The sequence below is a fragment of the Komagataeibacter europaeus genome, from assembly GCF_002173515.1.
Taxonomy (GTDB): domain Bacteria; phylum Pseudomonadota; class Alphaproteobacteria; order Acetobacterales; family Acetobacteraceae; genus Komagataeibacter; species Komagataeibacter europaeus.
In genome coordinates, this window is the sequence record NZ_CP021467.1 from 682,092 (window position 1) to 708,284 (window position 26,193).

Annotated in this window: 18 protein-coding genes; 12 read left to right on the forward strand and 6 right to left on the reverse strand. The window is 64.4% G+C overall.

All coding sequences use genetic code 11. The features are described from left to right. Nucleotides 1-137: 137 nt before the first annotated feature. A complete protein-coding gene (locus S101446_RS02955) occupies nucleotides 138-1,286 on the forward strand; it encodes a BMP family ABC transporter substrate-binding protein (RefSeq protein WP_087607559.1) in 1,149 nt (382 codons plus the stop codon). 128 nt (nucleotides 1,287-1,414) lie between these two features. Here the strand turns inward: S101446_RS02955 and S101446_RS02960 are convergent, their stop codons facing one another. From S101446_RS02960 to S101446_RS18335, 5 genes are all read right to left on the reverse strand, one after another. Beyond that, entirely contained in the window at nucleotides 1,415-2,782 is a 1,368-nt protein-coding gene (locus S101446_RS02960) for an amidohydrolase family protein (RefSeq protein WP_087607560.1), read from the reverse strand. A gap of 298 nt (nucleotides 2,783-3,080) precedes the next feature. Next, nucleotides 3,081-3,656 (reverse strand): cupin domain-containing protein, encoded by a 576-nt coding sequence (locus S101446_RS02965; RefSeq protein ID WP_087607561.1) that lies wholly within the window; start codon nucleotides 3,654-3,656, stop codon nucleotides 3,081-3,083. Between the two features lie 53 nt (nucleotides 3,657-3,709). Next, nucleotides 3,710-4,843, reverse strand: a complete 1,134-nt coding sequence (locus S101446_RS02970) for a PQQ-dependent sugar dehydrogenase (RefSeq protein ID WP_053323019.1) — start codon at nucleotides 4,841-4,843, stop codon at nucleotides 3,710-3,712. Between the two features lie 29 nt (nucleotides 4,844-4,872). Further along, nucleotides 4,873-7,368, reverse strand: a complete 2,496-nt coding sequence (locus S101446_RS02975) for an HWE histidine kinase domain-containing protein (RefSeq protein WP_244184436.1) — start codon at nucleotides 7,366-7,368, stop codon at nucleotides 4,873-4,875. Continuing rightward, nucleotides 7,365-7,679, reverse strand: a complete 315-nt coding sequence (locus S101446_RS18335) for a hypothetical protein (protein WP_231289923.1) — start codon at nucleotides 7,677-7,679, stop codon at nucleotides 7,365-7,367. Before S101446_RS18335 ends, S101446_RS02975 begins: the two co-directional genes overlap by 4 nt. 175 nt (nucleotides 7,680-7,854) lie before the next feature. Here S101446_RS18335 and S101446_RS02985 point away from each other — a divergent pair, with 175 nt between their 5' ends. Beyond that, on the forward strand, nucleotides 7,855-10,410 hold the full coding sequence (locus S101446_RS02985; RefSeq protein WP_019091839.1) for an EAL domain-containing protein: 2,556 nt from the start codon (nucleotides 7,855-7,857) through the stop codon (nucleotides 10,408-10,410). A gap of 350 nt (nucleotides 10,411-10,760) precedes the next feature. Here the strand turns inward: S101446_RS02985 and S101446_RS02995 are convergent, their stop codons facing one another. Next, nucleotides 10,761-12,077 carry a serine hydrolase domain-containing protein gene (locus S101446_RS02995; RefSeq protein ID WP_244184438.1) on the reverse strand — a complete coding sequence of 439 codons (1,317 nt, stop codon included), beginning with the start codon at nucleotides 12,075-12,077 and terminating at the stop codon, nucleotides 10,761-10,763. 174 nt (nucleotides 12,078-12,251) lie between these two features. Between S101446_RS02995 and nagA the strand changes: the two genes are divergently transcribed. From nagA to S101446_RS03050, 10 genes are all read left to right on the forward strand, one after another. Beyond that, nucleotides 12,252-13,358 carry an N-acetylglucosamine-6-phosphate deacetylase gene (gene nagA, locus S101446_RS03000; RefSeq protein WP_010509416.1) on the forward strand — a complete coding sequence of 369 codons (1,107 nt, stop codon included), beginning with the start codon at nucleotides 12,252-12,254 and terminating at the stop codon, nucleotides 13,356-13,358. Nucleotides 13,359-13,681: 323 nt separating this feature from the next. Next, complete coding sequence (locus S101446_RS03005) at nucleotides 13,682-15,010, forward strand: ATP-dependent DNA helicase (protein WP_087607563.1); 1,329 nt, start codon at nucleotides 13,682-13,684, stop codon at nucleotides 15,008-15,010. 127 nt (nucleotides 15,011-15,137) lie between these two features. Beyond that, nucleotides 15,138-15,380, forward strand: coding sequence for a hypothetical protein (locus S101446_RS03010; protein WP_010509420.1), 243 nt, complete (start codon nucleotides 15,138-15,140; stop codon nucleotides 15,378-15,380). Nucleotides 15,381-16,483: 1,103 nt separating this feature from the next. Beyond that, complete coding sequence (locus tag S101446_RS03020) at nucleotides 16,484-17,110, forward strand: helix-turn-helix domain-containing protein (protein ID WP_087607565.1); 627 nt, start codon at nucleotides 16,484-16,486, stop codon at nucleotides 17,108-17,110. A 23-nt stretch (nucleotides 17,111-17,133) separates the two neighbouring features. Continuing rightward, nucleotides 17,134-19,455, forward strand: a complete 2,322-nt coding sequence (locus S101446_RS03025; protein WP_087607566.1) for an EAL domain-containing protein — start codon at nucleotides 17,134-17,136, stop codon at nucleotides 19,453-19,455. Between the two features lie 30 nt (nucleotides 19,456-19,485). Further along, nucleotides 19,486-21,228: a putative bifunctional diguanylate cyclase/phosphodiesterase gene (locus S101446_RS03030; protein ID WP_010508312.1), complete on the forward strand. Its 1,743-nt coding sequence runs from the start codon at nucleotides 19,486-19,488 to the stop codon at nucleotides 21,226-21,228. Nucleotides 21,229-21,234: 6 nt separating this feature from the next. Further along, the gene (locus S101446_RS03035; RefSeq protein ID WP_010508313.1) at nucleotides 21,235-21,651 is read left to right on the forward strand and encodes an RrF2 family transcriptional regulator; all 417 of its coding nucleotides are present in this window, start codon (nucleotides 21,235-21,237) and stop codon (nucleotides 21,649-21,651) included. A gap of 346 nt (nucleotides 21,652-21,997) precedes the next feature. Next, nucleotides 21,998-22,408, forward strand: a complete 411-nt coding sequence (locus S101446_RS03040) for an RrF2 family transcriptional regulator (protein WP_010508314.1) — start codon at nucleotides 21,998-22,000, stop codon at nucleotides 22,406-22,408. A gap of 202 nt (nucleotides 22,409-22,610) precedes the next feature. Further along, entirely contained in the window at nucleotides 22,611-24,917 is a 2,307-nt protein-coding gene (locus S101446_RS03045; protein ID WP_087607567.1) for an FdhF/YdeP family oxidoreductase, read from the forward strand. Nucleotides 24,918-24,931: 14 nt separating this feature from the next. After that, a complete protein-coding gene (locus tag S101446_RS03050) occupies nucleotides 24,932-26,137 on the forward strand; it encodes a molybdopterin molybdotransferase MoeA (protein WP_087607568.1) in 1,206 nt (401 codons plus the stop codon). Nucleotides 26,138-26,193 lie beyond the last annotated feature (56 nt).

Genomic DNA, 26,193 nt, shown 5'->3' on the forward strand with positions numbered 1-26,193 from the left:
CAAAAGGGGCAGGACGGCGCAGTCCCCCCTTGTGCCTGGCGCACGCATGGTTACCATGCATCCCGGGCATGCGGTCAGCCGGATGCCCCGGACGGGACGGTCGCGCATCGTCCGCCCATTGCCATAGGACTACATGCATGACCCTGCCGCGCCGGCAGCTTCTGGCCACTGCGGGGGCCGCGTTTTCCACCGGGTTCCTGCCCCGCAACGGGTGGGCGGCTGCCCCCACGGCCACCGAACGGCTTCTGGCGGGTCTTGCCGCGCCCTATGCCAACGTGCCGCCCATGCCCCCCGTGGCGGAGCAGGACGCCCTGCTGGCGCTGGGCTATGTCGGGCCCACCAGCGATGGCGGCTGGACCGAAATGCACCATGTGGCATTGCAGGCCGTGCGCCGGACCTTTCCAAAACTGCGCACGGTCTATGTGGAGAGCGTGCCGTACTCCGCCGACGCCACGCGCCTGCTGCGTGAATTCGTGGCCGAGGGCGCGCAACTGGTCATGACCGGCGCGGATTACGGGGACTTCCTGACCGATGTGGCCGCGCGTGCGCCCGAAACCGCCTTCATGCAGTGTGACGGACGCCCCCTGCGGGGCAATGTCAGCTGGTATTACATCGCGCACTGGTATGTCAGCTACGTGATCGGGGTGGCGGCGGGCCTGCTGAGCAGGGATGGAAAGCTGGGCTTCATCGCGTCCTTTCCGCTGCCCTCGGCCTATGCCGGGGCCAACGCGACGCTGATGGGCGCGCGCAGCGTCAACCCCGACGCCACCATGCAGGTCATCAGCATCAATGCATGGTTCGACCCGCAGGCCGCCATTCAGGCCGCCAACGCGCTGGCGGACAAGGGGTGTGACTTCCTGTTCGGCATCATGGATGAAGCGGGCTACCTGCACGTGGCGCAGGAACGCGGACTGTGGGCGGCGATGTGGAACAAGGACATACGCCAGTTCGGTCCGGATGCGTACGTGGCGTCGGTCGTGCTGGATTTCACGCAGTTCTACATTGCGCAGGTGCGCGCGCGTCTGGCGGGCACGTGGCGGCCGATCCCGCAACTGCTGATGATGGGGCAGGGCGTGGACCGCGACCCATGGGGCCAGCGCGTGCCGCAGGCGGTACGCGACCAGGCCGACGCCGTGCGCGCGCGGATCATGGGGGGCTGGTCGCCGTTCAACGGTCCCATCCATGACCAGCATGGGCAGTTGCGCGTGGCCGCGGGGGCGACGATGAACGACCTTGAACTATATGACTGGAACTGGGCGGTGGACGGGGTAAGCGGCCTGCCCTGATCCCCCCCCGTGCCGATCAGGCGTTCCGGGCCATCCAGGCCGGCTGGAAAACCATATGCCGACAGGCAGCGTGCCCCTGTTACCGTGTCATTGTGTCACCCTGTCGGCATATGGCCGATTTTACGCTTTCATGACCCATGCACCTTCCGCCCGGCCACCCACACGGTGTGGATGTTGGGCCTGCCGATGTTGCACAGGATCTGCTGCACCACGTCCTCCGCCACGCTGTCCGGTTCGCCATGGGTGGGGGGCAGGATGTTGCTGCCGGGGGCGGCGCGGTCGATCAGGATGGCGTCAAATGCCTGACCGGCCGCGAACTGACCGGCGTCAACGCCCAGTGCCGCAGTCCCGCCACGGGTGGCCAGCCACAGGGCATTGGTAAAGGTCAGGCGTGAACCGGGCGCGCCACGCGTTGCTGCGGGCCGGTCGGGATCGGTGCCGCTATCCAGCATGCGGGCGGCCGTCACCGCCATGGCGGCATTGACCGCGACGGAAGGGGAATACCCGCCCGAAATATCCGTGCCCAGCCCCACATGCACGCCTGCCTGCCACGCCCTGCGCAACGGCAGCACCGCACCGGCGAAATAGGCGTTGGAAATGGGGCAGTGCGCAATGGCCGCGCCGCGTGCGTGGACCAGCGCCATGTCATCGGCTGTCATGAAGCATGAATGCGCCAGCACCGTGCCGCGCCGCAGCAGGCCGAAGCGGTCCAGCGCCACGGTATCGTTCACGCCGGTCCGCTGGCGGACATAATCATGTTCCCAGTCACTTTCGGAACAGTGGGTCTGGATCAGGCAGTCCTCCGCCGCTGCAAGTGCGCCCAGTCCCCGCAGCAGGCCGTCCGTGCAGGCCGGGATGAAGCGTGGCGTGACCATGGGGCGCACAAGGGCCCCTTCGTTATCCGGCAGGGTACGCACGGCATGGATGAAGCGGCGGGTGGCGGCCAGCGCCTGCTCCACGCTGGCATTGCGATAGGCGGGGGGACACAGCGCCGGGTCATCCATCGCCACCAGCCCGACATGGGCGCGCAGGCCGTGGCGCAGGCAGGTGCGCGCCAGCAGCAGGCTGCTTTCTTCATGAATGGTGGCGAAAAACACGGCGGTGGTGGTGCCGTTGGCCAGCAGGGTGCGGACCATTTCATCATAGACCGGGGCGGCAAAGGCGGGATCGGCAAAACGGGCTTCCAGCGGGAAGGTCCGCTGTTCCAGCCATTCACGTAGCGGCAGGTCCAGCGCCCGGCCCATCTGTGGCCATTGCGGGGCGTGGACATGCAGGTCGGCAAATCCCGGCATGAGCAGTTGCGCGGGCGAAAGTGCGTGCACGGCCATGCCATGGCGGGCGGCGTGGTCCAGCACCCGGGCCGCCATGGGGGTGCCGGCGTCATGCCGGGCCACGATCCTGCCATCCGCGCCCACATGCACCACGCTGTCCGTCATGGTGGCCCGGTCGATGGCGACCGGATTGACGACATGACCGCGGATAACGAATTCATCCATGCTGCAACAGGATCCCCATATTACGAAAACGAATTATTATTTCCGTAAAGCACCTGTCTGCACAGCCCAAAAATCATCCCTGCAGTACGTGCGGGCGGTGAAAGGGGCAGGTGTGCGGGCAAACTCCACGACCATGGGGAAACATGTTGAAAATAAAGGAGGAATACGGATCTCCCGATTTTTTCCACAGGGTTATCTTTCTCCCTATCCCCGGAATCTGTGGATAAAGCGGGGCGGCGTCTCCCGAAGTTTTTTGAAAACAGCTTCACCAAAAACTTCTGCCATTTTTTCAGGCCGTTCAGTGATACCGGCAGGGCTGGTTGATGACCGGTTCATTGGCAGACTGAATGACCATCAGCGTCACCGGCCCGTTGCCGACATTGCCCGCGTCATGCCCCTTTTTGCCCCGGTACGGGCCGTTTTCCATGGGGCGCACGCCCTGGTCCTCGCCAAACAGGATGTCACCCGGTCCCATCTCCACCCGCGTGCCGTCCATGGCCCGGACATACCACCGGCCCTGCAACGGCACGATCCACTGGGGCTTTGGGTCGGGGTGCCATGTGCCATCCCAATGCGCGGGCTGCACCGTTACCATAACGGTCGCGACCTGTGGCGCCATCGGGTCCTGCCATTGCGGGCCTGCGGGCGGGGACATGCTTTTCAGGAAAAAATCATGCAGCGGGCAGGTGGTGATGTGGCTGACGCCCTTGTCATCGGTCCATAAATGCCGGTACGACCGCTGTGGCGGGGCGGGCTGCGTGGTGTCGGGCAGCACGGCGGGATGGGGCGATGCCGGCGGCACGGCGGCCATGGCGGGCGCAAGGCCCAGCAGGGTGACAAGGGCTGCGGAATATGCGGCGGCGCGCGGGAACATGGCGGGGGCCTCCGTAACAGTTAAGGAAAAACGGGGCGCGCGCCCCGTTACGGTCAGTGCGCGGGGGCGGCGTCCCCATAGGTCAGGCGGTAGATGGCGCCCGACATGTCATCGCTGATCAGCATGCTGCCATCGGGCAGGGGCAGGACATCGGCCGGACGGCCCCATGCCCGCTGCCCCTGCCGGAAGCCGCTGACCAGCACGGTGGGGGGCTGGGGGTGGTTTTCCGCGTCAAAGCTGACGCTGACCACCTGGTATCCCGATAGCTGGCTGCGGTTCCATGACCCGTGTTCGGCAATCATCAGGCTGCCGTGGTAGGCGGCGGGGAATTCCATGCCTTCATAAAACCGCAGCCCCAGGGCCGCGACATGGGCGCCCAGCAGCAGGGCGGGCGGGGTGAATTCGCTGCACGGATGCTGGCTGCCGAACTGCGGGTCGGGCACGTTGCCCTGATGGCAGTAGGGGTAGCCGAAGGACTGCCCCGGCACGTCCACCCGGTTCAGTTCATCGGATGGCACGTCATCGCCCATGTTGTCGCGCCCGTTATCGGTAAACCACATGACCCCCGTGCCCGGCTGCCACGTGAAACCGACCGAGTTGCGGATGCCATACGCCACGTCGCGGCGGTCCGCGCCACTGGCGTTCATGGAAATGATGCGCCCGAATTCGTGGCCCACGTCACATATGTTGCACGGTGCGCCAATGGGTACATACAGGCGGTTGTCCGGCCCGAAGGCAATGAACTTCCATGAATGGTCGCCGGGGCGGTAGGGCAGGTTGTCGGCCACGACCTCCGGCTTTGGCGGGTCATCCAGGTGGTCCTCGATATCACGCAGCACGACAATGCGCCGCATGTCGGACACATACAGGTCGCCATCGTGGTAGGCCACGCCCACCGGCAGGTCCAGCCCGTGGGCGATGGTCTGCACCCGCACCGTCCCGCCGCCATCCACCCCGCTCAGGGCATAGACATTCCCCGCCGCCATGCTGCCGACGAATATGGTGCCCCGCGCGCCACGGACCATTTCACGCGCGCTGGGCACATGGTCGGACACGACGCTGACATGGAACCCCGGCGGCACCTGCAACAGGTCCGTGCGCGGGGCGGCCAGCGCGGCGGCGGCCGGGACCACCAGGGCCGCGACAAGGGCGGCGCCGCCCATGAAGGCTGCGGGAATACGGGACATCTGGCGGCTCCTCGGCGCGGGGGGCGTGATCACGAAACAAGCTGGCGGATGCGTTCGGCCAGGGCCGTGGCGGAATACGGCTTGCGCTCCACCGGGACATCCCGCAGGTCGGGGGGGATCATGGTGCGGTCGGCATAGCCGGTGGCGAAAATGAACGGCACGCCACGCGCGCGCAGCATGTGCGCGACCTCGATCGAGTTTTCGTCGCCAAGGTTGACATCCAGTATCGCGACATCCGGCACGCGGGTGCGGATGGCGGTCAGCGCTTCATATACCGACGCCACGGTACGGACCTGCCCCAGATTGCTTTCCTCGATCGCCCATTCGGCTTCCATCGCAATCAGGAACTGGTCCTCGACCAGCAGGATATCGGCGTCGGTCACTTTCTTCTCCTTTCCCGGCGTGGGGGATGCGGCGGCCGTCACATCCTGCGCCACAGGTGGCGGGGCGGGGTTCACGTGGCGGGCGGGCAGGTCCATGACCACCTCCAGCCCGCCGGGGCGGTAGTTGATGTGCGCGCGGCCCCCCAGTTCATGCGGGAAGCCGCGTTCGATCAGGACGGAACCGAACCCCCGGCGCACGGGCGGCGCGATGCCCGGCCCCCCGCTTTCGCGCCATGCAATGCGCCATTCATCCGCCGCCGCGTCATGCGACCACGAAATGTCCAGCCGCCCATGTGCATGGGCCAGCGCGCCATATTTGACGGCGTTGGTGGCCAGTTCATGCACCACCAGCGCAAGAACCGACAGCGCGCGGCCGGTCAGCCAGACGGGTGGCCCGTCGCATGTGATGAAGCAACGCTCGCGGTAGGGGGCAAGTTCCGCATCCAGCAGCGCGCGCAGCAGGCCGCCGCCCTCGCTGCGCACGGCCTGGTCATGCGCCAGCGCCAGCGCGCGGATGCGCCCGCGCAGCCGTTCGGCATGGCCTTCGACCGTACCGCCGGGTTCCAGCGGCTGGCTGACCAGTGACTGCACCACCGACAGGATGTTCTTCACGCGGTGGTTCAGTTCCTCGTTCAGCATGCGCTGGCGCAGGTCGGCGGTGGCGCGTTCAGTCAGCTGCAACTGGTGGTACGCGCCCATCACCTCGATCAGGGCGGAGCGGACAAGGGTCGCCGCCTCCATGTCGTCACCCGACCACGGCAGGCATTCCCCCGTGACCTGCTGGGTCCAGATGGCAAAGCTGGTGCGGGGGCCGAAATACCCGTCCTCGGCCTGCTGGCTGGGGCGGTCGGCGGGGTCGGCGCCCCATTTCAGGGTACGCACCACCTCGCGCCGGAACACCAGCAGGTAGTCGCCCGGCTGCGAGGAAATCGGCACGACCATCACGCCTGCCGCCTGCGCGGCATAGGCCGCCGCGTCGGGCACCTGCGCCGACAGGCAGGTGGTATGCCAGATCTGCGTGCCCGCGCACAGGCGGGCCAGTCCCAGCAGCCTGTCCATTGCTGCGGGCGGGGGATGCACGCCATGCAGGGTCCATTGCCCGCCCACCCACAGCGCCGCCCCGTCGCACTGCACGAAGGACAGCAGGTCCGTCAGGTGCGCCATGAGGTAGGACGGCATGTCCGCCACCGGGGCCGCGCCCTTCAGCAGCGTCTCGATCAGGGTGTGGGTCTGCCGCGTCATGGCCAGCCGCTTGGTGCGCAGCAGGTTGGTGATCTGCAGCGACAGGAATTCACCAAACATGCGCGCCACGATCCGCTGGCTCATGTTCATCACGTGCGGGCTGCAGTGGTGCCCCGCGATCATGCCCCACAGCCGCCCGTCAACCATGAGCGAGACGGACACGCACCCCGCGACCCCCATCGTGCGCAGGTAGTCCGCGTGGCTGGCGGTGGCCGCGCGCAGGTGGGCATGCGACAGGTCGGGCGGCGCCATGCCGGCGGGCGAGATGAGGGGGATGGGAACCGCCCCCACGTCACCGATCACGCGTATCAGGTTGGTGCTGTACAGCCTGCGGGCGGGATCGGGGATGTCGCTGGCAGGAAAATGCTGGCCCAGGAAGCTTTCCAGGTTGGGGACGTGGTATTCGGCCGCGACCTCGCCCGACCCGTCTTCGGCAAAGCGGTAGAGCATCACGCGGTCGAAATGCAGCACGCCCGCGAACAGCCGGACCACGGTGCGGAACAGGCGGTCGAAATCCGTGATCTCACGGATCCGGTCGATCATGGTGCGCAGCAGCGACAGGTGCGCCCCGTCCCCGTCCGGGTCGGCGGCGGGTTCCCATTCCAGCAGGATGTCCGGCCCGGCGGTATGGATGGCGATGTCATAGCGCCTGCCATCCGGCGCGTCCTGCCCGAAGACAAGGGCGGGCCGGCGGTGGGCTTCCCCATGGGTGGCAAGGGCGTTGCGGATGTTGTGGGTCGCCTGCCGCCCCACCACGTCGCGCAGCAGCAGCCCCGCCGCCAGCCCGTCGCGCCCAAGGCAGCGCGGCGCGTTGGCGGACCAGCGCACGATGCGTTCCAGCCGCGCGTCACACGCCAGCAGCCAGCCATGGGGCTGGATATGGTCGGTGGCCCATTTCATGCCACGCGCCCCCATGCCCGGAACCGGGCGGCGGCATGCGGCTTCCCGGTGGCTGTCATCATCGCATGATAGGTCCGTGTCAGTACCATGCCCGCTCCTGCCATGGCCGGGGCGGGTGCGGGCTGCACCTGACCGGCCGGGGTTGCGCCGACCCGCACGGCCCCGGCGGGGACGCGTGATGGAAGGCGACGCAGCATACCCCCATGGGGCACGGCGCGACAGCTTACTTTTACATACCTCACTTTTATGTAAGGCCGCGCCACCGCCCCCGGCGCGCCCGTGACCGGCGCGGCATTCAGGGGTGAATACATGAATGTGTAATACAATATTTTATATATACTTCCATATACTTTTTCTTAACCCCTGCATGTGCATGAAACATCATGCTGGCTGTCGCTTATTGCAGTGGCCCGGACGGCTTCGGCCCGACGCCATACTGCAGCTTCATCCCCGTTCGTTTCCAGTCAGCAGGAGACCAGCAGCCCGATGCCCCGCGACATGATAGATGACATGCAGGTAACCGTCCTTCCTGCACTGGAACAGACCATCCTTGGTGTTGTCCTGATTGATGAAAACAACACCATAACCTTCTTCAACCGTGCGGCGGAAGGGTTGTGGCACTGCGCGCGCCAGGACGTGATCGGGCGTAACGTCAACGTGCTGGTGCCGCGCAACATCCGTTCCACGCATGACGACCTGATCCGCCACAACCGCGAAACCGGCATCAACAAGATCGTCGGCACCAGCCGCGAGGTCCTGGTGGAACGGCTGGATGGCACCAGTTTCTGGGCCAGCCTGTCGCTGTCGCGCATCGCGGTGGATGGCAAGATCGGCTACATGGCGCTGATCCGCGACATTTCGCAGGAAGTGGACGACCGTGAAAAGATCCGCCTGCTGTCGCTGGTGGTGCGCGAAACCGACCGTGGCGTGGCCATCCTGGACCCGGAATTCCGCATCATCTACGTCAACCGCGCCTTTAGCGACATGTTCGGCTTTGGCCCCGAACGGGTGACGGGGCACGGCCTGTCGGTCATCCTGGCGGGGGATACGACGGATATCGGCATCCTGAACAAGCTGCACGAAGGCGCGCGCAACGCCCGTGGCTTCACGCTGGAAATCCGCGCCCGCCACGCCAGCGGCCGCGACATATGGGTATCGGCGGCGATGAACCCCGTGTTCAGCGAAAGTGGCGAGATCGAGAACATTGTCGTCGTCCTGACCGACATTACCGAACAGCATTTCCTTGACAGCCTGCAGCGCGACACGCTGGAGGCGATATCCAGCGACCTGAGCCTGCATGAAGTCATGGACTTCATCTGCCGCCGCATCGAACACTACATTCCCGACGTCATGCCCGCCATCTACCTGGTGGAAAAGGACGAACACCTGAAATGCAAGGGCCGCGCCAGCCTGCCCCTGTCGCTGGTCAAGCTGTATGACACGCTGCCGATCGGGGACGGGGCCGCGTGTTCGGGCATTGCGGCCGCCACCGGCAACGTGACCGAATGCGACGACATCGCCCACGACCCGCGCTGGCAGCACTTGCGCGAACAGACGCTGCATAACGGCATCAAGGCCGCGCGCGCGACGCCCATCATCCTGCGCAACAACCGGGTGGCGGGGGTATTCACGTGTTATTCACGCACCGACGCGCTGCCCGACACGGCATGTCAGAAGGCGGTGGCCACCAGCCTGCACCTGTGCACGCTGGCCATTGAACGGCACGAGGCGAAGGAACACATCAACCGCCTGTCGGATTTCGACCTGCTGACCAGCCTGCCCAACCGCCGCTGGCTGCGCCAGAACATGGCCCGCATCCTGCGCCGCCACGTGCGCGGCAACCTGATGCTGCTGACCGTGGGGGTGGATAACTTCAAGCATATCAATGATGTATTTGGCCACACGGCGGGCGATGAACTGATCGCCCACATCGCCAGCCAGCTGCGTGACGTGCTGACCATTGACGACACGCTGGTGCGCAGCGGGGGGGACCAGTTCACCATCGTCACCAATGGCGAACAGCAGCATGCCTCCGCGCTGAGCGCCACGATCCTGCGCGTGCTGGGCAAGCCCACCCATATCGGCGCCGTTCCGGTCAGCCTGTCCGCAAGCCTGGGCGTGGCCGTCCACCCCGAAAATGGCGAGGACGGGGACACCCTGCTGAAAAATGCCGAGACCGCCATGTTCCAGGCCAAGGCGAATGGCGGCGGGCACTGCTGCTTCTTCAGCCCGCGCATGAACCAGCAGGCCAGTGACCGGCTGATCCTGGCCGCCGCGTTGCGCGACGCCATCGCCCACGACCGGCTGCGCCTGTTCTACCAGCCGCAGGTCCATGCCCGCAGCGGCCAGCTATATGGGGTGGAGGCGCTGTCCCGCTGGATCGACCCGTCGCTGGGCTTCGTCTCCCCCGCGCGGTTCATTACCGTGGCGGAGGAAACCGGGCAGATCGAGGCCATTGGCAAGTGGTCCCTGCGCGCCGCCTGCATGCAGATGGCGCAGTGGATGCGCGACGGGGTGGACGTGCCGGTGGTGTCGGTCAACCTGTCACCGCTGCATTTCCGTGACGAAACGCTGCCGGAATTCGTAGACAGGCTGCTGAAGGAAACCGGCATTCCGCCCGAACGCCTGACGATCGAGATTACCGAAAGCACCATGATCGACAATTACGAACGCACCATCCGCGTGGCGCAGAAGCTGCGGGAAATGGGGGTCGGCATGTCGATGGATGATTTCGGCACCGGCTTTTCCAGCCTGTCCAACCTCGCTGGCCTGCCGGTGAACGAGGTGAAGATCGACCGCAGCTTCATGACCGGGCTGGAAAGCATTGAAAAGGTCCGCGCCGTGGTCATGGCCGTGGTCCGCATTGGCCAGAGCCTGGGCATGACCGTGGTTGCCGAAGGGGTCGAGCATGAGGAACAGCGTCGCCTGCTGGCGGACATGGATTGCGACGTGCTGCAGGGCTACATGTTCTCCAAGCCGCTGCCGGCGGAAGAACTGGCGGCATGGTTTTCCGCCTACCAACCCGCCGGCATGACCGTGTAACCACCATGGGGCCGGTCATGACGGCATGGCCCGGATGACACACAGTGCGGGAAACCGCCATGGTTTCCACGCCACGATCCATCGGTCTTCGTCTTTCCGGTTGGGGCAAGACACCCGGTCACGTCCCACGCGCCATGGCGGTTTACGCATGTGTGTGCGGGAAAATTCCCTTTCTGCCCGCCGGTACACGGCGTGATGGGCTGTGGTGCTTACCCGCGGCCGGGGGCAGGGCGCCCGTCCCATTGCCCGGACGGACCACGAAGCGGTGCGGCCCGCCACCCGCCATCAAGGGTCCAGCCATCCGGGCGGGGAGACATGTAGCCGTCCTCCGTCCAGGCGCCCGGCATGGGTCAGGACGGCGTGCAGGGATGACCACCCACCTGTGCCATGATCTGGTCAATGACATGGTAATCCACCGTAAGGGCGGCGGCGTCATCATCGGATTTCGGGGTGGCGGACAGCACAACCGCCGTCATGTCATTGCGCGGGTCGATCAGCATGAACTGCGCGCCCAGGCCGATTGCCGCCATGCGGTGGCAGCTTTCGCCACTGGCATACCAGAAGCTGCGATACCCGCCATGTTCAAAGCCGGGAAAGCCCTGCGTGATTTCCGGCCCCTGCCGGTCACGCGCCCAGACAGCACGGTCCGCGCGGTGATACAGGGCGTCAATCGCCGCATCGGGCACGACCTGACGGCCATCGACCCGCCCGTCATGCAGCATCATCTGCGCAAACAGGGCCATGTCGCGCAGGGTGGCGTTCATCCCGGCAGAGGCATAGGCTTCGTGCGATCGGTCCAGCACGTAATACGCATCATCACGCGCGCCCATCGGCATCCATATCTTTTCCGTCAGCAGGGTGGACAGCGGCTTACCCGTCGCACGTTCCAGCACCCACGCCACCACGTTCGCCCCCTGATCCAGATACAGGAAATGTTCCCCCGGCGGCCCGTGCGGGTGGTGCAGGGTGGCCAGCCATGCATGCAGGTCACGCGGGCTGTCGGGGTGGGGCGGCAGCCAGCCACCCGCGCGGTCGCTGTCTTCATAATCCAGCGCGCCATTGGCTTCGGATTCAAAGATCCGGTCCGATATCTGCATGTCCAGCGCCTGACGCAGGGTGGCGCCATCGTAATTCGTCCCGCGCATTTCCGGCAGCCATGACGTCAACTGTCGTTCGGGATCAATCGTGCCCGCGGCAATCAGGATTTCAGCCAGCGTGCCAACCATGGATTTCGACATGGACATGATCAGGTGCGGTACACGTTCCTGATCGGCGCGGGCGTACCATTCCACCACCGGCCTGCCATGCTGCATCACCATGAACGCATCGACATGGTTGCGCGACAGGACCTGCGCCAGGGGTTTCGCCCGGCCGCCTGCGTGATCCGTAACCCGCCATTGCGTGGCCGGGCGGGCAGGGGCGTCGGGCAGGGGTTGTGGCATCGGGGCATGGGTAATGCCAGCGCTGGGAAATACCTCGCGCATGTGCCGCCACGACCATGTGTTGTATGGCCCCCAGTACCAGTGCGCCAGATCAACCTGGCCTGCGACGGATGTATCATGATCCGTCGCGGCCCGTGCCGCCACCGGCGACAGGGCAAGGGTCAGGCCAGTGCATAGAAGGCGCAGGGAAAACCGTAATCCGTGCCTGTCACATCGTCCGCGCATACCGTTATCTTTTCCCGCAATGATGCGCAGACGGTCCTGAATTTCCGTTTTGTTGTCAATACGTATCATTTTACGGAATGCCCGCGACATATCGGGCAGGTTATGGCATCCGCCGCGCCAACGCGGTAACACGCACAGACAGCCTCAACCAGAGCGAACAGGGAAAGCAGCACCGTGAATATTGATGGCCACATCGTCCTGCCAGACCGGGTCATGCCGGGTCGTGTCGTGTTCGATACCTCAATTACAGATGTGCGGCCCCTGTCGCACAACGTGCCCGACCGTTACATCCTGCCCGGTTTCATTGACGCCCACGTTCATGGCGGCGACGGGGCGGACACCATGGATGGCATAATGGCGATCCGGCACATGGCGATGTTCCATATGGCGCAGGGCACCACCACGCTGCTGCCGACCACCATGACCGCCCCGTGGTCGGACATAACCGATACGCTGCGTGCGGTGGTCGATGTCATGCGCAACGGGACGCAGGGCGGCCCCAGCATTCCCGGCGCGCATCTGGAGGGGCCCTTCATCAACCCCCACCGGCGCGGCGCGCAGCCCGCGCATACCCAGCTGCCCACGCCCGCGCGGGTCAGCGCGGTCATAAAGACCGGGGCGGTCAGGCTGGTGACGCTGGCGCCGGAAATGGAACATGCCGATACCGCCATCCAGCAGTTCATACAGGCGGGCATACGGGTCAATATCGGCCATACGCAGGCGGATCATGAACAGGCCGAACGCGCCATATGCCGCATATGTGGCGGCGGTGGCGTGGCCGGTGGCACGCACATGTTCAACGCCATGCCGCCGATCATGGCGCGCGCGCCGGGCCCGGCCACGGCGCTGATGTGCAGCGGCGACGCCTATGCCGAGATGATTTTCGACACCCATCACGTCCATCCCGCCCTGTTCCGCCTTGCGCACCGGGTCATGGGGCAGCGGCTGGTTTTTGTTACCGACGCCATGCGCGCCACCGGCATGGGCGATGGCCCCAGTTCGCTGGGGGGACAGGATGTAATGGTGCAAGATGGCGTGGCCCGCCTGCATGACGGGACGCTGGCGGGCAGCGTGCTGACACTGGACCAGGCGCTGCGCAACGCCATTCAGGCCGGCGCGTCCCTGCCGCAGGCGGCGGCGCTGGTCAGCACGCATGCCGCCAACTGGCTGGGACTGCATGACCGTGGCGTCATCATGCACGGACGCCGGGCGGACATGGTGGTGATGGGACCGGACCTGACGGTGCGGGAAGTCTGGGTCGCGGGCCGCCGCAGCGCCTGAAACCTTTATTTTTATCAGTCTATTGTCGCCTGTCGGTTCATGTTCGCCAGTGCCATCTGATCGCCATTTTCCGCATGGCGGGACAGGGATGGCCTGATATCCCGACTGATGCAGCGGCACAGGATGCCGGGCCTGGCATGCGCTGTAATGGCCGGGGGTTCCCCATGTGACAGCAGCAATGCGCTTACGTAGGGAGACGCGCATTTCCACTGGCCCGATGGGGTGGGGCGGCCTAATACTCGTCCCCATCGCATCAACGGATCAAGGATCACCCCCGGCCCGATGGCCCCGCATGCCGCTTACCCTTTTCGCAGGTCCGTCCCATGTCGCGTCTGGAACTGACAACGTGCCAGGAACGCGCGCTGGCGGAAATCCTGACCGCGCGCACGACCTGTGCTACGCACCTGCTGACCGGCTATGCCGGCACGGGCAAGACCACGCTCATGCAGCGCGTGGCCCGTGCGCTGCGCAAACAGGGGGCGGAGGTGGTCTTTACCGCCGCGACCCACAAGGCCACCGCCGTGCTGAAGGCGCGCGTGGGCAGCCTTGCGCCCTGCCGCACCATCCATAACGTCCTGTCGCTGCAGCCCGGCACGCAGGATGGCGGGCGCGAGGTGCTGCAGCGCGCCGACCGGCCCGAACCGATTACGGCGGATGTCATCATCATCGACGAATGTTCCATGGTGGGATCGGAACTCATGCGCTGGGTGCGTGAACTGGTGCCCGACCGTTTCGTGCTGTTCGTGGGCGACCCGGCACAGCTGCCGCCGGTGGGGGAGGCGATCAGCCCGTCATTCGCCATCCGGTCGGCCTCGCACCTTGAAACGGTGGTGCGGCAGGCGGCGGGCAACCCGCTGGTCGCCGCCGCCACAACCATACGTGAAAGCCAGGGCGGCCCGCTGGACTGGTCATGGTGCCGCGCCAATCACCGTGACGGCGCGGGCCTGTTCGTGCCGCGCGCGCCCGATGCGTGGATGCAGCGTGCCTTTACATCCGATGAATTCCGCGCCGACAGCGACGCCTTCCGCTACCTGTGCTGGACCAATGCACGGGTGGAGGCGGTCAACCGCATGGTGCGCCGCTGGGTGCATGGCGGCGAGACGCCAACCCCCTTTGTCGCGGGCGAACGCGTGATCGCCCGCGCCCCGGTCATGGATGTGGAGGGGCGGCGCGTTGTCGTCGCCACCAATGAGGAGGCGGAGGTGATCGACATCCGCCCCGCCATCCTGCGCCATGCCTTTCCCGCCACGTCAAAGGTCGCGGGCTGGACCACCGAACTGCCGGTGCATGACGTGGTGCTGCGCACCCTGCCGGGGGAGGAAGTGCCCGTGCCCATCCTGCGACCCGGCGCGGACATGGCGGCCATCGAACGCCGCCTGCGGCGCGAGGCGGTGGAAGAACGCGCGCGCTGGCAGCACCGTTTCGTGTTCCGTCGCGGCATCGGGCGGCTGCAGGCGGTCTATGCCATGACCGTGCATACCGCGCAGGGCAGCACGTTTGGCCGTGTTTTCGTGGATATAGGCGACATTACCCGTCGGGCCGCGACCAACGTGCTGGAAACACAGCAACTGCTGTATGTGGCGGCTACGCGGCCATCCACCGCCATGATCCTGACGGGGCTGCCCGGCCATCCGCCACCGGGAAAGGGCTGAGGACAGCGCGTATCCGATGGCCTGGCCGGCATTGATACGCCGGATAGATAGAAAATATTTCAAACTGTGTATTGATACCGTGTGGTGGACGCTCAACATATGGTGATATCATAAGGAGTTATCTACCATGAGCGAACATCGCGTCCCGCATGCGGCCGGTTCCATCCACGATCTGGTGCGCAAGGCCACGCATTCCCCCGCCATCATGACGAAAGCGGAAACCATCCGTCTGGCCGAACACGTCCTGAAGGGCGGCGAACACGCCACGGAAGAAGAACAGGCCATCGCCAAAAGGGCCGCCCTTGACCCCGAAGGGGTCAATGCCTCCGAAATCCAGCTTCTGGGCAAGCGCGCGGCTGCGAAGAAGTAAGCTGCCTGTCCTGTCGGGACGGTATCAGGCGGGTGCGCAGGCGCGTACCCGCCTGATTGCGTTCGGGCGGGGCGGAAAAGCAGGGCATCGCGCCCCGGCCCGTGACGGTCGCCTTCCATCCCCCATAATCCCCCGTTCGGGTGCCCATTGCGCATCCCGGTTCGCCATCCTTCGGGGCGATCTGTTCCGTACCCATGACGGGGCGGATTTCGTGTCCTTTCCCTTCGGGCCAGCGCCGGGGAAACGGTGCGTCCATGTAAAAATCGGGCATGACCCCGTGATTATGATGGGCTGAAAACAATTTTTTTTCATAGGCCTATCATATCTTTTACCTAATTATTTCAAAACATTTCAGTATACTTTCATGAAATATTAAACTGTCAGCGTAATATTCATGGCTCATGCCCACTGCATGAAAGGCATATCAACGTGCATCCGCCATCCCCCATACCGTGGGGCAGGGCGGAAGTAAAAAAGTGGAACAGCGTGCCCGCCTGTCCCCGCACCGGCGGCACCATTATTTGAACATCCCGGCCTTTTACACTGACCACGCGGGTGTAGGCAGGCCGCCCATCCCCTTGCCATCGGCCGGGGGACACCGGGCACACAGACCGCACCGGGCGCACCGCGCCCGTCTGCAGCAGGCGAGGCAACACACTGGCACCGTACCCTACCGGGCAACAGGCCCCGCGGTGCAAGGGGAGATGAACGACGTGATCCATTCCCGGACGGATCGCGGGAAACCGGGAATAATCCCCCGGTCGCCATCACCGGGAAATGGTAATGCAGCCGTGGCGTGATCCGGACCATGCGCGGGCGGGCAGGGGGGAGAATATCCACCCCCACCGGCACCAGGCCCGGCCGTGCGGGCCAGCGCCCGGACCGCGCCGTGGCGGGAACACGCCACCATGCGGCCAGAATGGCCAGATACTTACAGGGCAGGGTGCGGCAGTTATCCGACAATTACGCAAAAATATAAGATGTACGGATATATAAACAATTGCGTCTGTTTATTCTGCATGCATTTTACAAATTAACTTATGGCAAAAAGATGTCATTAGTCAGAACTGTCGCAGTCCTGTCGGGAACAGAAAAAGATAAAGATGCCTTTAACGCAGCTTCATAATCCCTTGGCCGGGGTGGAACGCCATTATGTGAACCGTCAGGAGTTCATGACGGAAAGCATGCCGGCCAACATGCATTTCCATGTGGTCAGTGGTGGGGCGCGCCTGTTCAAGTCACTTCCGGACGGGCGGCGGCAGATCATCGGTTTCGCCCACAAGGGGGACGTGCTGCCTGCCTATCCATGCACGCATTACCACTACAGCGCCGAAGCCATGCACACGCTGCGGGTGACGTGCGTGCCGACACCCTACCTGCGGCACCTGCACGAAACATCGCCCGGCGCCTGCGCCGCGTCGCTGCACACCGCGCGGCAGGTGCTGGTGGGGCTGCATAACCGGTTGCTGATGCTGGGGCGCCAGACCGCGCGCGAACGGCTGGCCGCCTTCCTGGTCGTGCAGGGGACCCGCATGGGACGGGGCGCGCTGTGGCCCGTCGATCCCGCCATTTCCCGCGCCGACATAGCCGATTTCCTTGGCCTGACGACCGAGACGGTCAGCCGCCTGCTCAGCGCCTTTCACCGGGAAAAGCTCATTTCCCGGCAGCGGCGCGCCATACATATCCTCGACCTCGACCGCCTGCGCGCCATCGTGGCCCATTCCGAATGAAAACGAAGAAAGATAGCCAGCCGATGTCCGACATAACCGCCCTTACCACCGAAATCCTGCTGCCCGCGCTGGAACAGGCCATAGATGCCACGGTCATCATCGGTCAGGATAACGAGATCATTTTCTACAACCACGCGGCGGAAGCCCTGTGGGGCATCCCGCGCGCCGAGGTCATGGGCCGCAACGTGGACTGCCTGGTGCCCGTGCGCCTGCGCCATGAACATGACCGTTATATCGACCGCAACCGTGAAAGCGGGCACAACCGCATTGTCGGCACGTCGCGCGAAGTCGAATTCACGCGTGCGGACGGCGAATACATCTGTGGTGAACTGTCACTGTCGAAGGTGCAGATCACCAAGGACGGGCGGAAGCTGACCTACTACATGGGCGTGATGAAAAACGTCACGGAGGAAAGCCAGCGCCGCAAGATCCTGATCCTGCAGAACGACGTGCTGCAGGCCCTGGCCAGCGACATGCTGATACAGGATATCGGTGAACTGATCTGCCGCAAGGTCGAGGCCTTCGTGCCCAATTCCGTCGCCGCCCTGCTGGTGCTGGATGATGCGCAGCCGTGGCGGGTGATCTGCACGTCCGCCCTGCCGCCGCGTATCCGCAACGCGCTGGAAACCACCGTGCCATCGCCGTCCGACGTGGAGAAGCTGAAGGCCAACCCGTCCTATACCGGGCGGCTGGTATGGGACAATTACCAGTCCATGTGCCGATCGCTCGGGTTGCAGTCGTGCTATGCCGCCCCCGTCATGGCGGGCGACGGGCGGGTGACGGGCATCTTCGCGCTGTACCTGCGCGAACCCAACCAGCTGGGCGCATGGCCGCAGCGCCTGGTCGGGTCGTGCCTGCCGTTCTGCGCGCTGGCGCTGGAACAGCACGCCACCAAGACGCACCTGACCCAGCTTGCGCGTTATGATTCCCTGACCGGCCTGCTGAACCGTGGCGCGCTGCACCGGGTAATGGAAGACATCATTGCCCAGCCGGGCAACCGGACGCTGGCGATCTTCATGCTGGACATCGACCGCTTCCGCGATATCAACGACGCGCTGGGCCATGTCTATGCCGACCAGTTCCTGGTCGAGATCGCAGGGCGCATCCGTTCAATTTCCAGGGACGACTATGTCCTCAGCCGTTCGGGCGGGGATGAATTCGTGGTGGTCGTGCCTGACTGCGAGGGCAAGCGGATCGAGGAAATCGCCCGGCAGCTTCTGGACACCATCGGCCGCCCGCTGCAGATCGGGCAGAACACGCTGTCCATTTCATGCTCGATCGGCATAAGCACGTTCCCCGCCAACGGGCCGGACAGTGAATCGCTGCTCAGCCATGCCGACACGGCCATGCGCCAGGCCAAGGAAGACGGGCGCGGCATCTTCCGCTTCGCCAACCTGGAAAAGAACCAGGTGGCGCAGGACCGGCTGGTGCTGGGTTCCGCGCTGCGGGATTCACTGGCGCAGGGCATGCTGCAGCTGCATTACCAGCCGCAGGTGCGCACGCATACGCTCGAACTCAGCGGGGTGGAAGCCCTGTCGCGTTGGCATCATCCGCATCTGGGCAACATCTTCCCCTCCCGCTTCATCGCGGTGGCGGAGGAAACCGGCCAGATCGAGGCCATCGGCCGGTGGTCGCTGCAGGAAGCATGCCGCCAGATCGTGAAATGGGATCGCGACGGCATCCATGTCCCCACCGTGGCCGTGAACCTGTCGGCGGTGCATTTCCGCAACCGCGCGCTGCCCGAACACATCGCGACCCTGCTGAAGGACCATGACCTCAAGCCCGCGCGCCTGACGGTGGAAATCACCGAAAGCGTAATGATGGACAACAGCCGCGATACCGAGGAAGTGCTGCAGTCCATCCGCAACCTTGGCTGTGGCCTGTCGATGGATGATTTCGGCACGGGGTATTCATCGCTGTCGCGTCTGACGCGCCTGCCGCTGACGGAAATCAAGATCGACCGCAGCTTCATCAACGATTTCGAATACGACACCAACGCGCAGGCGGTGACCATGGCGGTGATCGGCATCGGGTCGCGCCTGGGCATGACCGTCGTGACCGAAGGGGTCGAGACGGAACAGCAGCGCGAACTGCTGGAAAAACTGAACTGTGACGTCATGCAGGGCTACCTGTTCGCCAAGCCACTGGCCCCGCAGGACCTGGAACAGTGGGTCCGCAAGGGGGGCGCGCCTGCCGTCATTCGTGAAATCGAAGCCGCCCGCGCCGGGGCGGCCGATGCCGCGACGCCACCCGCGCAGCCCGTGGACAATACGGAAAAACAGCCGGCCCCCACCGCAAAGGCGACGACCACCACGCTGTTCCCCACAGCAAAAGCCAAGTCCTGATCCATTCAAGACGAAAGATGGAGCAACGCCATGTCACTCAAACACGATGATCGCCTGCGCGCGCTAACCCACAAGGATTCCGATTTCTGGGCCGACGTGGTGGACAATGTCCTGATCGTCGCCATTACGGATGTGCGTGGCGTGATTACCTACGTCAACGACCGCTTTTGCGAGATCAGCCGATACCCGCGTGAGGAACTGCTTGGCTCCACGCACCGGATCGTCAATTCGGGGTATCATGACGCCAGCTTCTTCAGGCAGATGTACCGCACCATCCGGTCGGGGGAAATCTGGCGTGGCAATATCTGCAACCGCGCCAAGGACGGGACGCTGTACTGGGTGGCGACGACCATAATGCCCAAGCACAACTCGCTTGGCGCGGTGGAGGGATATGTTGCGACCCGCTTCGAGATCACGGAACTTATGAACACCCGTGACCGGCTGAAGTCGCTGGCGGCGACCGACCCGCTGACGGGCCTGTTCAACCGTGGCGGCTTCAACACCGTGCTGCAGGCGTCGGTGGAGGAAAAAGCCCGCAATATCACCCGTGAAATCATGCTGGTCATGTTCGACCTTGATGGTTTCAAGCAGATCAACGACATCCACGGCCACCATGCCGGTGACGTGGTGCTGAAGACGATTTCGCACCGGCTGCTTGAACTGGTCAGCCCGCAGGACGCGGTGTGTCGGCTGGGTGGGGATGAATTCGCGCTTGTCCTCAACCACACGCTGCTGACCACGCCGCTGAACACCATGCTGGAACGGCTGCTGGCGGCACTTGAAGCCCCGATCGAGGTCGGCAATACCATGGTCAACGTGTCGGGCAGCATTGGCGTAAGCCCGGTCGCCAGCCAGGAAAGTGCCGAATCCCTGCAGAAGAACGCGGATATCGCGCTGTATGCGGCCAAGCGCGCGGGCGGGCACCAGGCACGGATGTTCGATATCACCCTGCACCAGCACGCACTTGAACGCGCGCAGATCCTGACTGATGCGCGCGATGGCGTGGAAAAGGACCAGTTCGAGCTGTATTACCAGCCGATCCTGAATGTTGCGACCGGCAGGTGCGACCAGATCGAGGCCCTGCTGCGCTGGCACCATCCGCTGCGCGGGCTGCTGGCGGCGGACAGCTTCCGTGACGTGTTCCTTGACGCCACGCTGGCGCAGGCCATGAGCCCGCGACTGGTGAAGTCGTTTCAGAACGACATGCGGCTGTGGAACAGCAGCCTGACGACCTATCCCAACCTGACCATCAACCTGTCGCGGCTCGACCTGCTCAATGTCGGGTTCCAGAATGACCTCGAAGCCGAGATCAGGCGGCAGGGCGGCAATGCCAGCGACTATGTGCTGGAAATATCCGAAAGCGTGCTGGCGGGCCGCCGGTCGGACCGGGTGCTGATGCGGTTGCAGGAACTGGCCAGCCTGGGTTTCCAGCTGACGCTGGATGATTTCGGGCAGGCGACCCTGCCGATCGCGGTCCTGCGTGACATCCGCTTCACGCAGGCCAAGATTTCCCGCCGCCTGGTGACCGATATCGCACACAACCCGGCCGCGCGTGACGTGATTGCCCACCTGACGGGACTTGCCCATGCCTTTGGCCTGAGCGTGACCGTGGGCGGGGTGGAAACCAGGGAGCAGATGGATATCCTGATCGAACTGAAAGTCGACCGGATTCAGGGTTTTTACATTTCCCCGCCCATTTCGGCCGCAAATCTGGTTCTTGCGGAGCACATCCTTGCGCCAGATCATTCCGAAGTCGCATTACAGGCGTCATGAGGTGCCATGCGCCTGACACTTTATACGGATTATTCCATTCGCGCCCTCGTCTACCTTGGACAGAATCCGGGCAGACGGGTTGCGATCCAGGAAATTGCCGACACCCATGGAATTTCACAAAGCCATCTGGTCAAGGTGGTCAACCGCCTGTCCAACAATGGCATCATCCTTGCGCGGCGGGGCCGTAGCGGGGGGGTGGAACTTGCGGTCACGGCGCATGAAATCTTCGTTGGCGACATTGTCCGGCTGATGGAAACCGACCTGCATGCGATCGTGGCCTGCGTGCCCGCCAGGGGGCAGCCATGCGTGCTGGCGGATGCCTGTCGGCTGCGTGGCCTGTTTTCCAAATCGCTGAACGCCTTCATGGCCGTGCTGGACCGTGTGACGCTGCATGACCTGATACTGGACCATAAAAAATATTAGTCGGTGGCAGATGGATCATTCTGGCTTTTTATTTATGGGGCGTATAAGCATCCACCCAAGGAACGATACAGAATTGGCAGTTTTCCGCCGGTTTAATTATAAGTTTTGTTTATGATTTGATAAAAATATATTATGCGAAACGCAACGGGATACTTCCCTATTGCAGTGCGGACCGATACAGTCTTTTTTCATAATATATTAACGTCGTCACCCTATCTGACCACAGGATACCGATGCCGCGCATGCTACAGTACCGGGTCATACCCGCCACCCGGGCCGGGAACCGCCACCCTGCCGTGTCAGGTCCATGCGACAGCCGGGGTGGGGAGGCCGTGAACACCATACCATGCGCCTGACCCTTCATACCGACTACGCCATTCGCGTGCTCGTTTATCTGGCGTGCAATGCGGACAGGCGGGTTTCCGTGCACGAGATTTCCAGCCACCACAGCATTTCCCACAATCATCTGGTCAAGGTGGTCAACCGCCTGTCCAACGAGGGGATCGTGCTGACGCGTCGTGGCCGGTCGGGTGGGCTTGTGCTGCCCTGCCAGCCGCAGGAAATCATCATCGGCGATATCGTACGCCTGATGGAAGCGGACATGCAGCCTGTCGTGGCGTGCCAGCCGCAGAACGGGCAGCCCTGCGTGCTGGCTGACATGTGCCGCCTGCGGCGCCTGCTGTCGCAATCGCTGGATGCCTTCCTGCAGGTGCTCGACCGCACCACGCTGCGAGATATCATGTCAGACCGGGTATAATCCGGCCGGGATGGCCCGATGGATATTGCCGCCACTGTCTATATATGATGACATATAATCAATGCGGCCCATAGGGTTGCGCCCGTTGATAGACGGGGCTTATCAACAGATAAATCTCTGTTATACGTGGTAAAATCTGCCTTTGCGCAGTTGCAATAATGCCAGACCGGCGGTTTCCTGCGTGCGAACACGGGAGAGCGCCATGTCAGAAAAACCGGAATTCAAGCCCTATACCCATCCCGCCGGTGGGTGGGGGGCGGCCAACGCCACCGCGCGCGTGCTGATGGAACAGAGCGTACTGGCCAAGGGATCACGCGCGCTTCTGGCCATGAACCATCCCGATGGCTTCAAGTGCCCAAGCTGCGCATGGCCGGATCCCGACCGTGAAAAGACATTGGAATTCTGTGAAAACGGGGCCAAGGCGCTGGCGTTCGAGGCCACGAAGCGCAGGATCGGCGCGGATTTCTTTGCCGCCCACACCGTAACCGAACTCATGTCCCGCAGCGACCACTGGCTGGAGGAACAGGGCCGCCTGACCCGGCCCATGCGCTATGACGCGGCCAGTGACCACTACGTGCCATGCACGTGGGATGAAGCCTATGACATGATCGGCCGGCACCTGCGCGCGCTCGATCATCCCGACCAGGCCGAGTTCTATACATCGGGCCGCACGTCAAACGAGGCCGCGTTCCTGTATTCCGTGTTCGTGCGCGCGTTCGGCACCAACAACTTCCCCGACTGTTCCAACATGTGCCACGAACCGACCAGCCGTGGGCTGCCCATGTCCATCGGCATTGGCAAGGGCACGGTGCGGATGACGGATTTCGCCCATGCGGAGGCCATTTTCATCATCGGCCAGAACACCGGCACCAACAGCCCGCGCATGATGACCGAACTGGTGCATGCGCGTAAGCGCGGCGCGCCGATCGTGGCCGTCAACCCCATGCCCGAACGCGCGCTGATCCGCTTTACCGAACCGCAGGACCCCATCAAGATGGCGACCTTCGGTTCCACGCCCATCGCCAGCGAATTCTGTCACGTGCGCATTGGCGGTGATGTCGCGTTCCTCAAGGGGGTGATGAAGGCCCTGTTCCAGATGGATGCGGACGCTGCGGCCAGGGGGGAGCCGGCGGTCCTGGACCATGCCTTCATTACCGAGCACACCGACGGGTTCGATGCCCTGAAGGCCGATATCGAGGCGACGCGGTGGCCTGATATCGTCGCCACCTCCGGCCTGAGCGAGGAACAGATCCGCCGGGTGGCCGGGATCTATGCCGCGTCCAACGCCACCATCATCTGCTTCGGCATGGGGGTGACGCAGCACCAGCAGGGATCGCGCGTGATCCACCAGATCGCCAACCTGCTGATGCTGCGTGGCAATTTTGGCAAGGAAGGGGCGGGGATCTGCCCCGTGCGCGGCCATTCCAACGTGCAGGGCGACCGCACGGTGGGCATTGATGAAAAGCCGACCACCCTTTACCTCGACCGGCTTCAGGCGGCATTCGGCTTCAGCCCGCCGCGCGAACACGGCCACCATGTGATTGAATCCGTGCAGGCCATGATTGACGGCACGGCGAAGGTGTTCATCGGCATGGGGGGCAACTTCATCCATGCCATTCCCGACACGCCGGTGGCGTATGAGGCGATGTCGCGGCTGGACCTGACCGTGGGCATTGCCACCAAGCTCAATCGCGGGCATCTGGTGCATGGGCGTGACGCGCTGATCCTGCCGGTCATTGCGCGGTCCGAAATCGACATGCAGAAAACCGGGCCGCAGTTCATCACCATCGAGGATGCGATGTCCGGCGTCACGCGGTCCCACGGCGTGCTGCACCCCGCCAGCGCCGACCTGCGTTCGGAAATCGAGATCGTGTGCCGCATGGCGCGCGCCACCCTGCCGGACAGCACGATTGAATGGGAAGCCTTCATTGACGATTACGACCTGATCCGCGACAGGATCGCGCAGGTCTATCCCGACCTGTATGCCGGTTTCAACACGCGCATCCGCCAGGGCAAGGGCTTTTCGCTGCCGGTGCCCCCGCGCCAGCGGATATGGAACACGCCCACGGGCAAGGCCAATTTCCTGCTTTTCGACGGGCTGGACGAGGACACGCCCATTGGCGGCCCGGACATGCTGCGCCTGTCCACCATCCGCTCGCACGATCAGTACAATACGACCGTCTATACCAATAACGACCGTTACCGGGGCGTGTACAACACCCGCATGGTGGTGTTCATGAACCGGGATGACATGGCGGCGCGGGGACTGGCGGATGGCGCGATGGCGGACCTGGAAACCATCAGCACCGACGGCACGCAGCGCCGGGTGGACGGGTTGATGGTGGTGCCATACCCCATGCCGCGCGGGTCGATTGCCGGATATTACCCCGAACTCAACCCGCTGCTGCCGCTTACGCATTTCGACCAGATCGCGGGCACCCCCGCCGCCAAGTCGATACCGGTGCGCGTCACGGCGGCAAACCCCGCAAGCCAGCCCGAACCGGCCTGAAACCCGGTCCTGTCATGAACAGCAACGCTTTCACGCGGCTGGTGGATTATCCCACCGCCCTGCGGCTGGTGCTGGCATGCGCGGCGGGCAGCGCGCGGCCCATGACCCGCGTGCCGCTGGCGCAGGCGACGGGGCGGGTGGCGGCGGCTGACATCCTTGCCACGACCTGCCGCCCGCCTGCCGATATTTCCGCCATGGACGGGTATGCCTTCGCCCATGACGCCATGGCGGCCCATGCGCCGCTGCCGGTCGCGGGCCGCACGGTAGCGGGCGACCGGCCCGAACCGCTGGCGCCGGGGCATGCGCGCGCCATCCTGACCGGGGCGCGCATCCCGGCGGGCGCCGACTGTGTCATGGCGGCCGAACGCATGGCGGTTGTGGGTCATGCCGTGGCCCCGGCCACGCCGCTTGCGGCACGGGGGGCGAATATCCGCAGGCAGGGGGAGGAATTCGCCACCGGCACGCGGCTTGTCGCGCGCGGGCAGGTGCTGGACTGGCGGCATGTGGCCCTGCTGGCGGCACAGGGGCTGCGCGATGTGCCGGTTACCCGCAGGCCGCGCGTATCCGTCCTGTCCAACGGCGCGGAACTGGCGGCGGGGGCGGCCAGCGCGTGCCCGGATTCAAACGCCCCGATGCTGGCGTCCATGCTGGGGGCCATCGGCGCGCGCGTCAGCACGCATGCCGCCCCGACCGATGACGTGGCCGCGCAGGCCGCCCACCTGCGCGCGGCCATCGGGGGTGCGGATATCGTGGTCACGACGGGCGGCATATCGGTGGGCGGCACGGACCATATGCTGGATATCCTGCGCGACATGGGGGCGGATGTGGTGTTCCGGGGCGTCGCGATCCGCCCCGGCCGGCCGCTGACGGTGCTGGAACTGGGGGGACGGACGATATTCTGCCTGCCCGGCAACCCGGGTGCCGCGGCCATCTGCGCGCTGATGTTCGTGCGGCCCTACCTGTGCGCGGTCATGGGCGCGGATACGCCACAGCCCGCCATTCCCGCCACGGCCGGTTTCACGGCGGATGCCCCCGCCGGTGTGACGCAGTTCATCCCCGTCACCCTGCACCACGGCCCCGATGGCGCGTGCTGCCGCCGCGTGCCCACGGTTGGCGCATCCGACATCATCGCCTTTTCCCGCGCGGATACGCTGCTGGCGGTCACGGCGGAAAACCCCATCCGGGTGGGGCAGGTGGTGTGGGGCATGCCGCTGTCTTAAAAAGCGGCGCCCAAACGTTTTTCTGGTCTGCATGATGGGTTGGTCAAGACAATGCG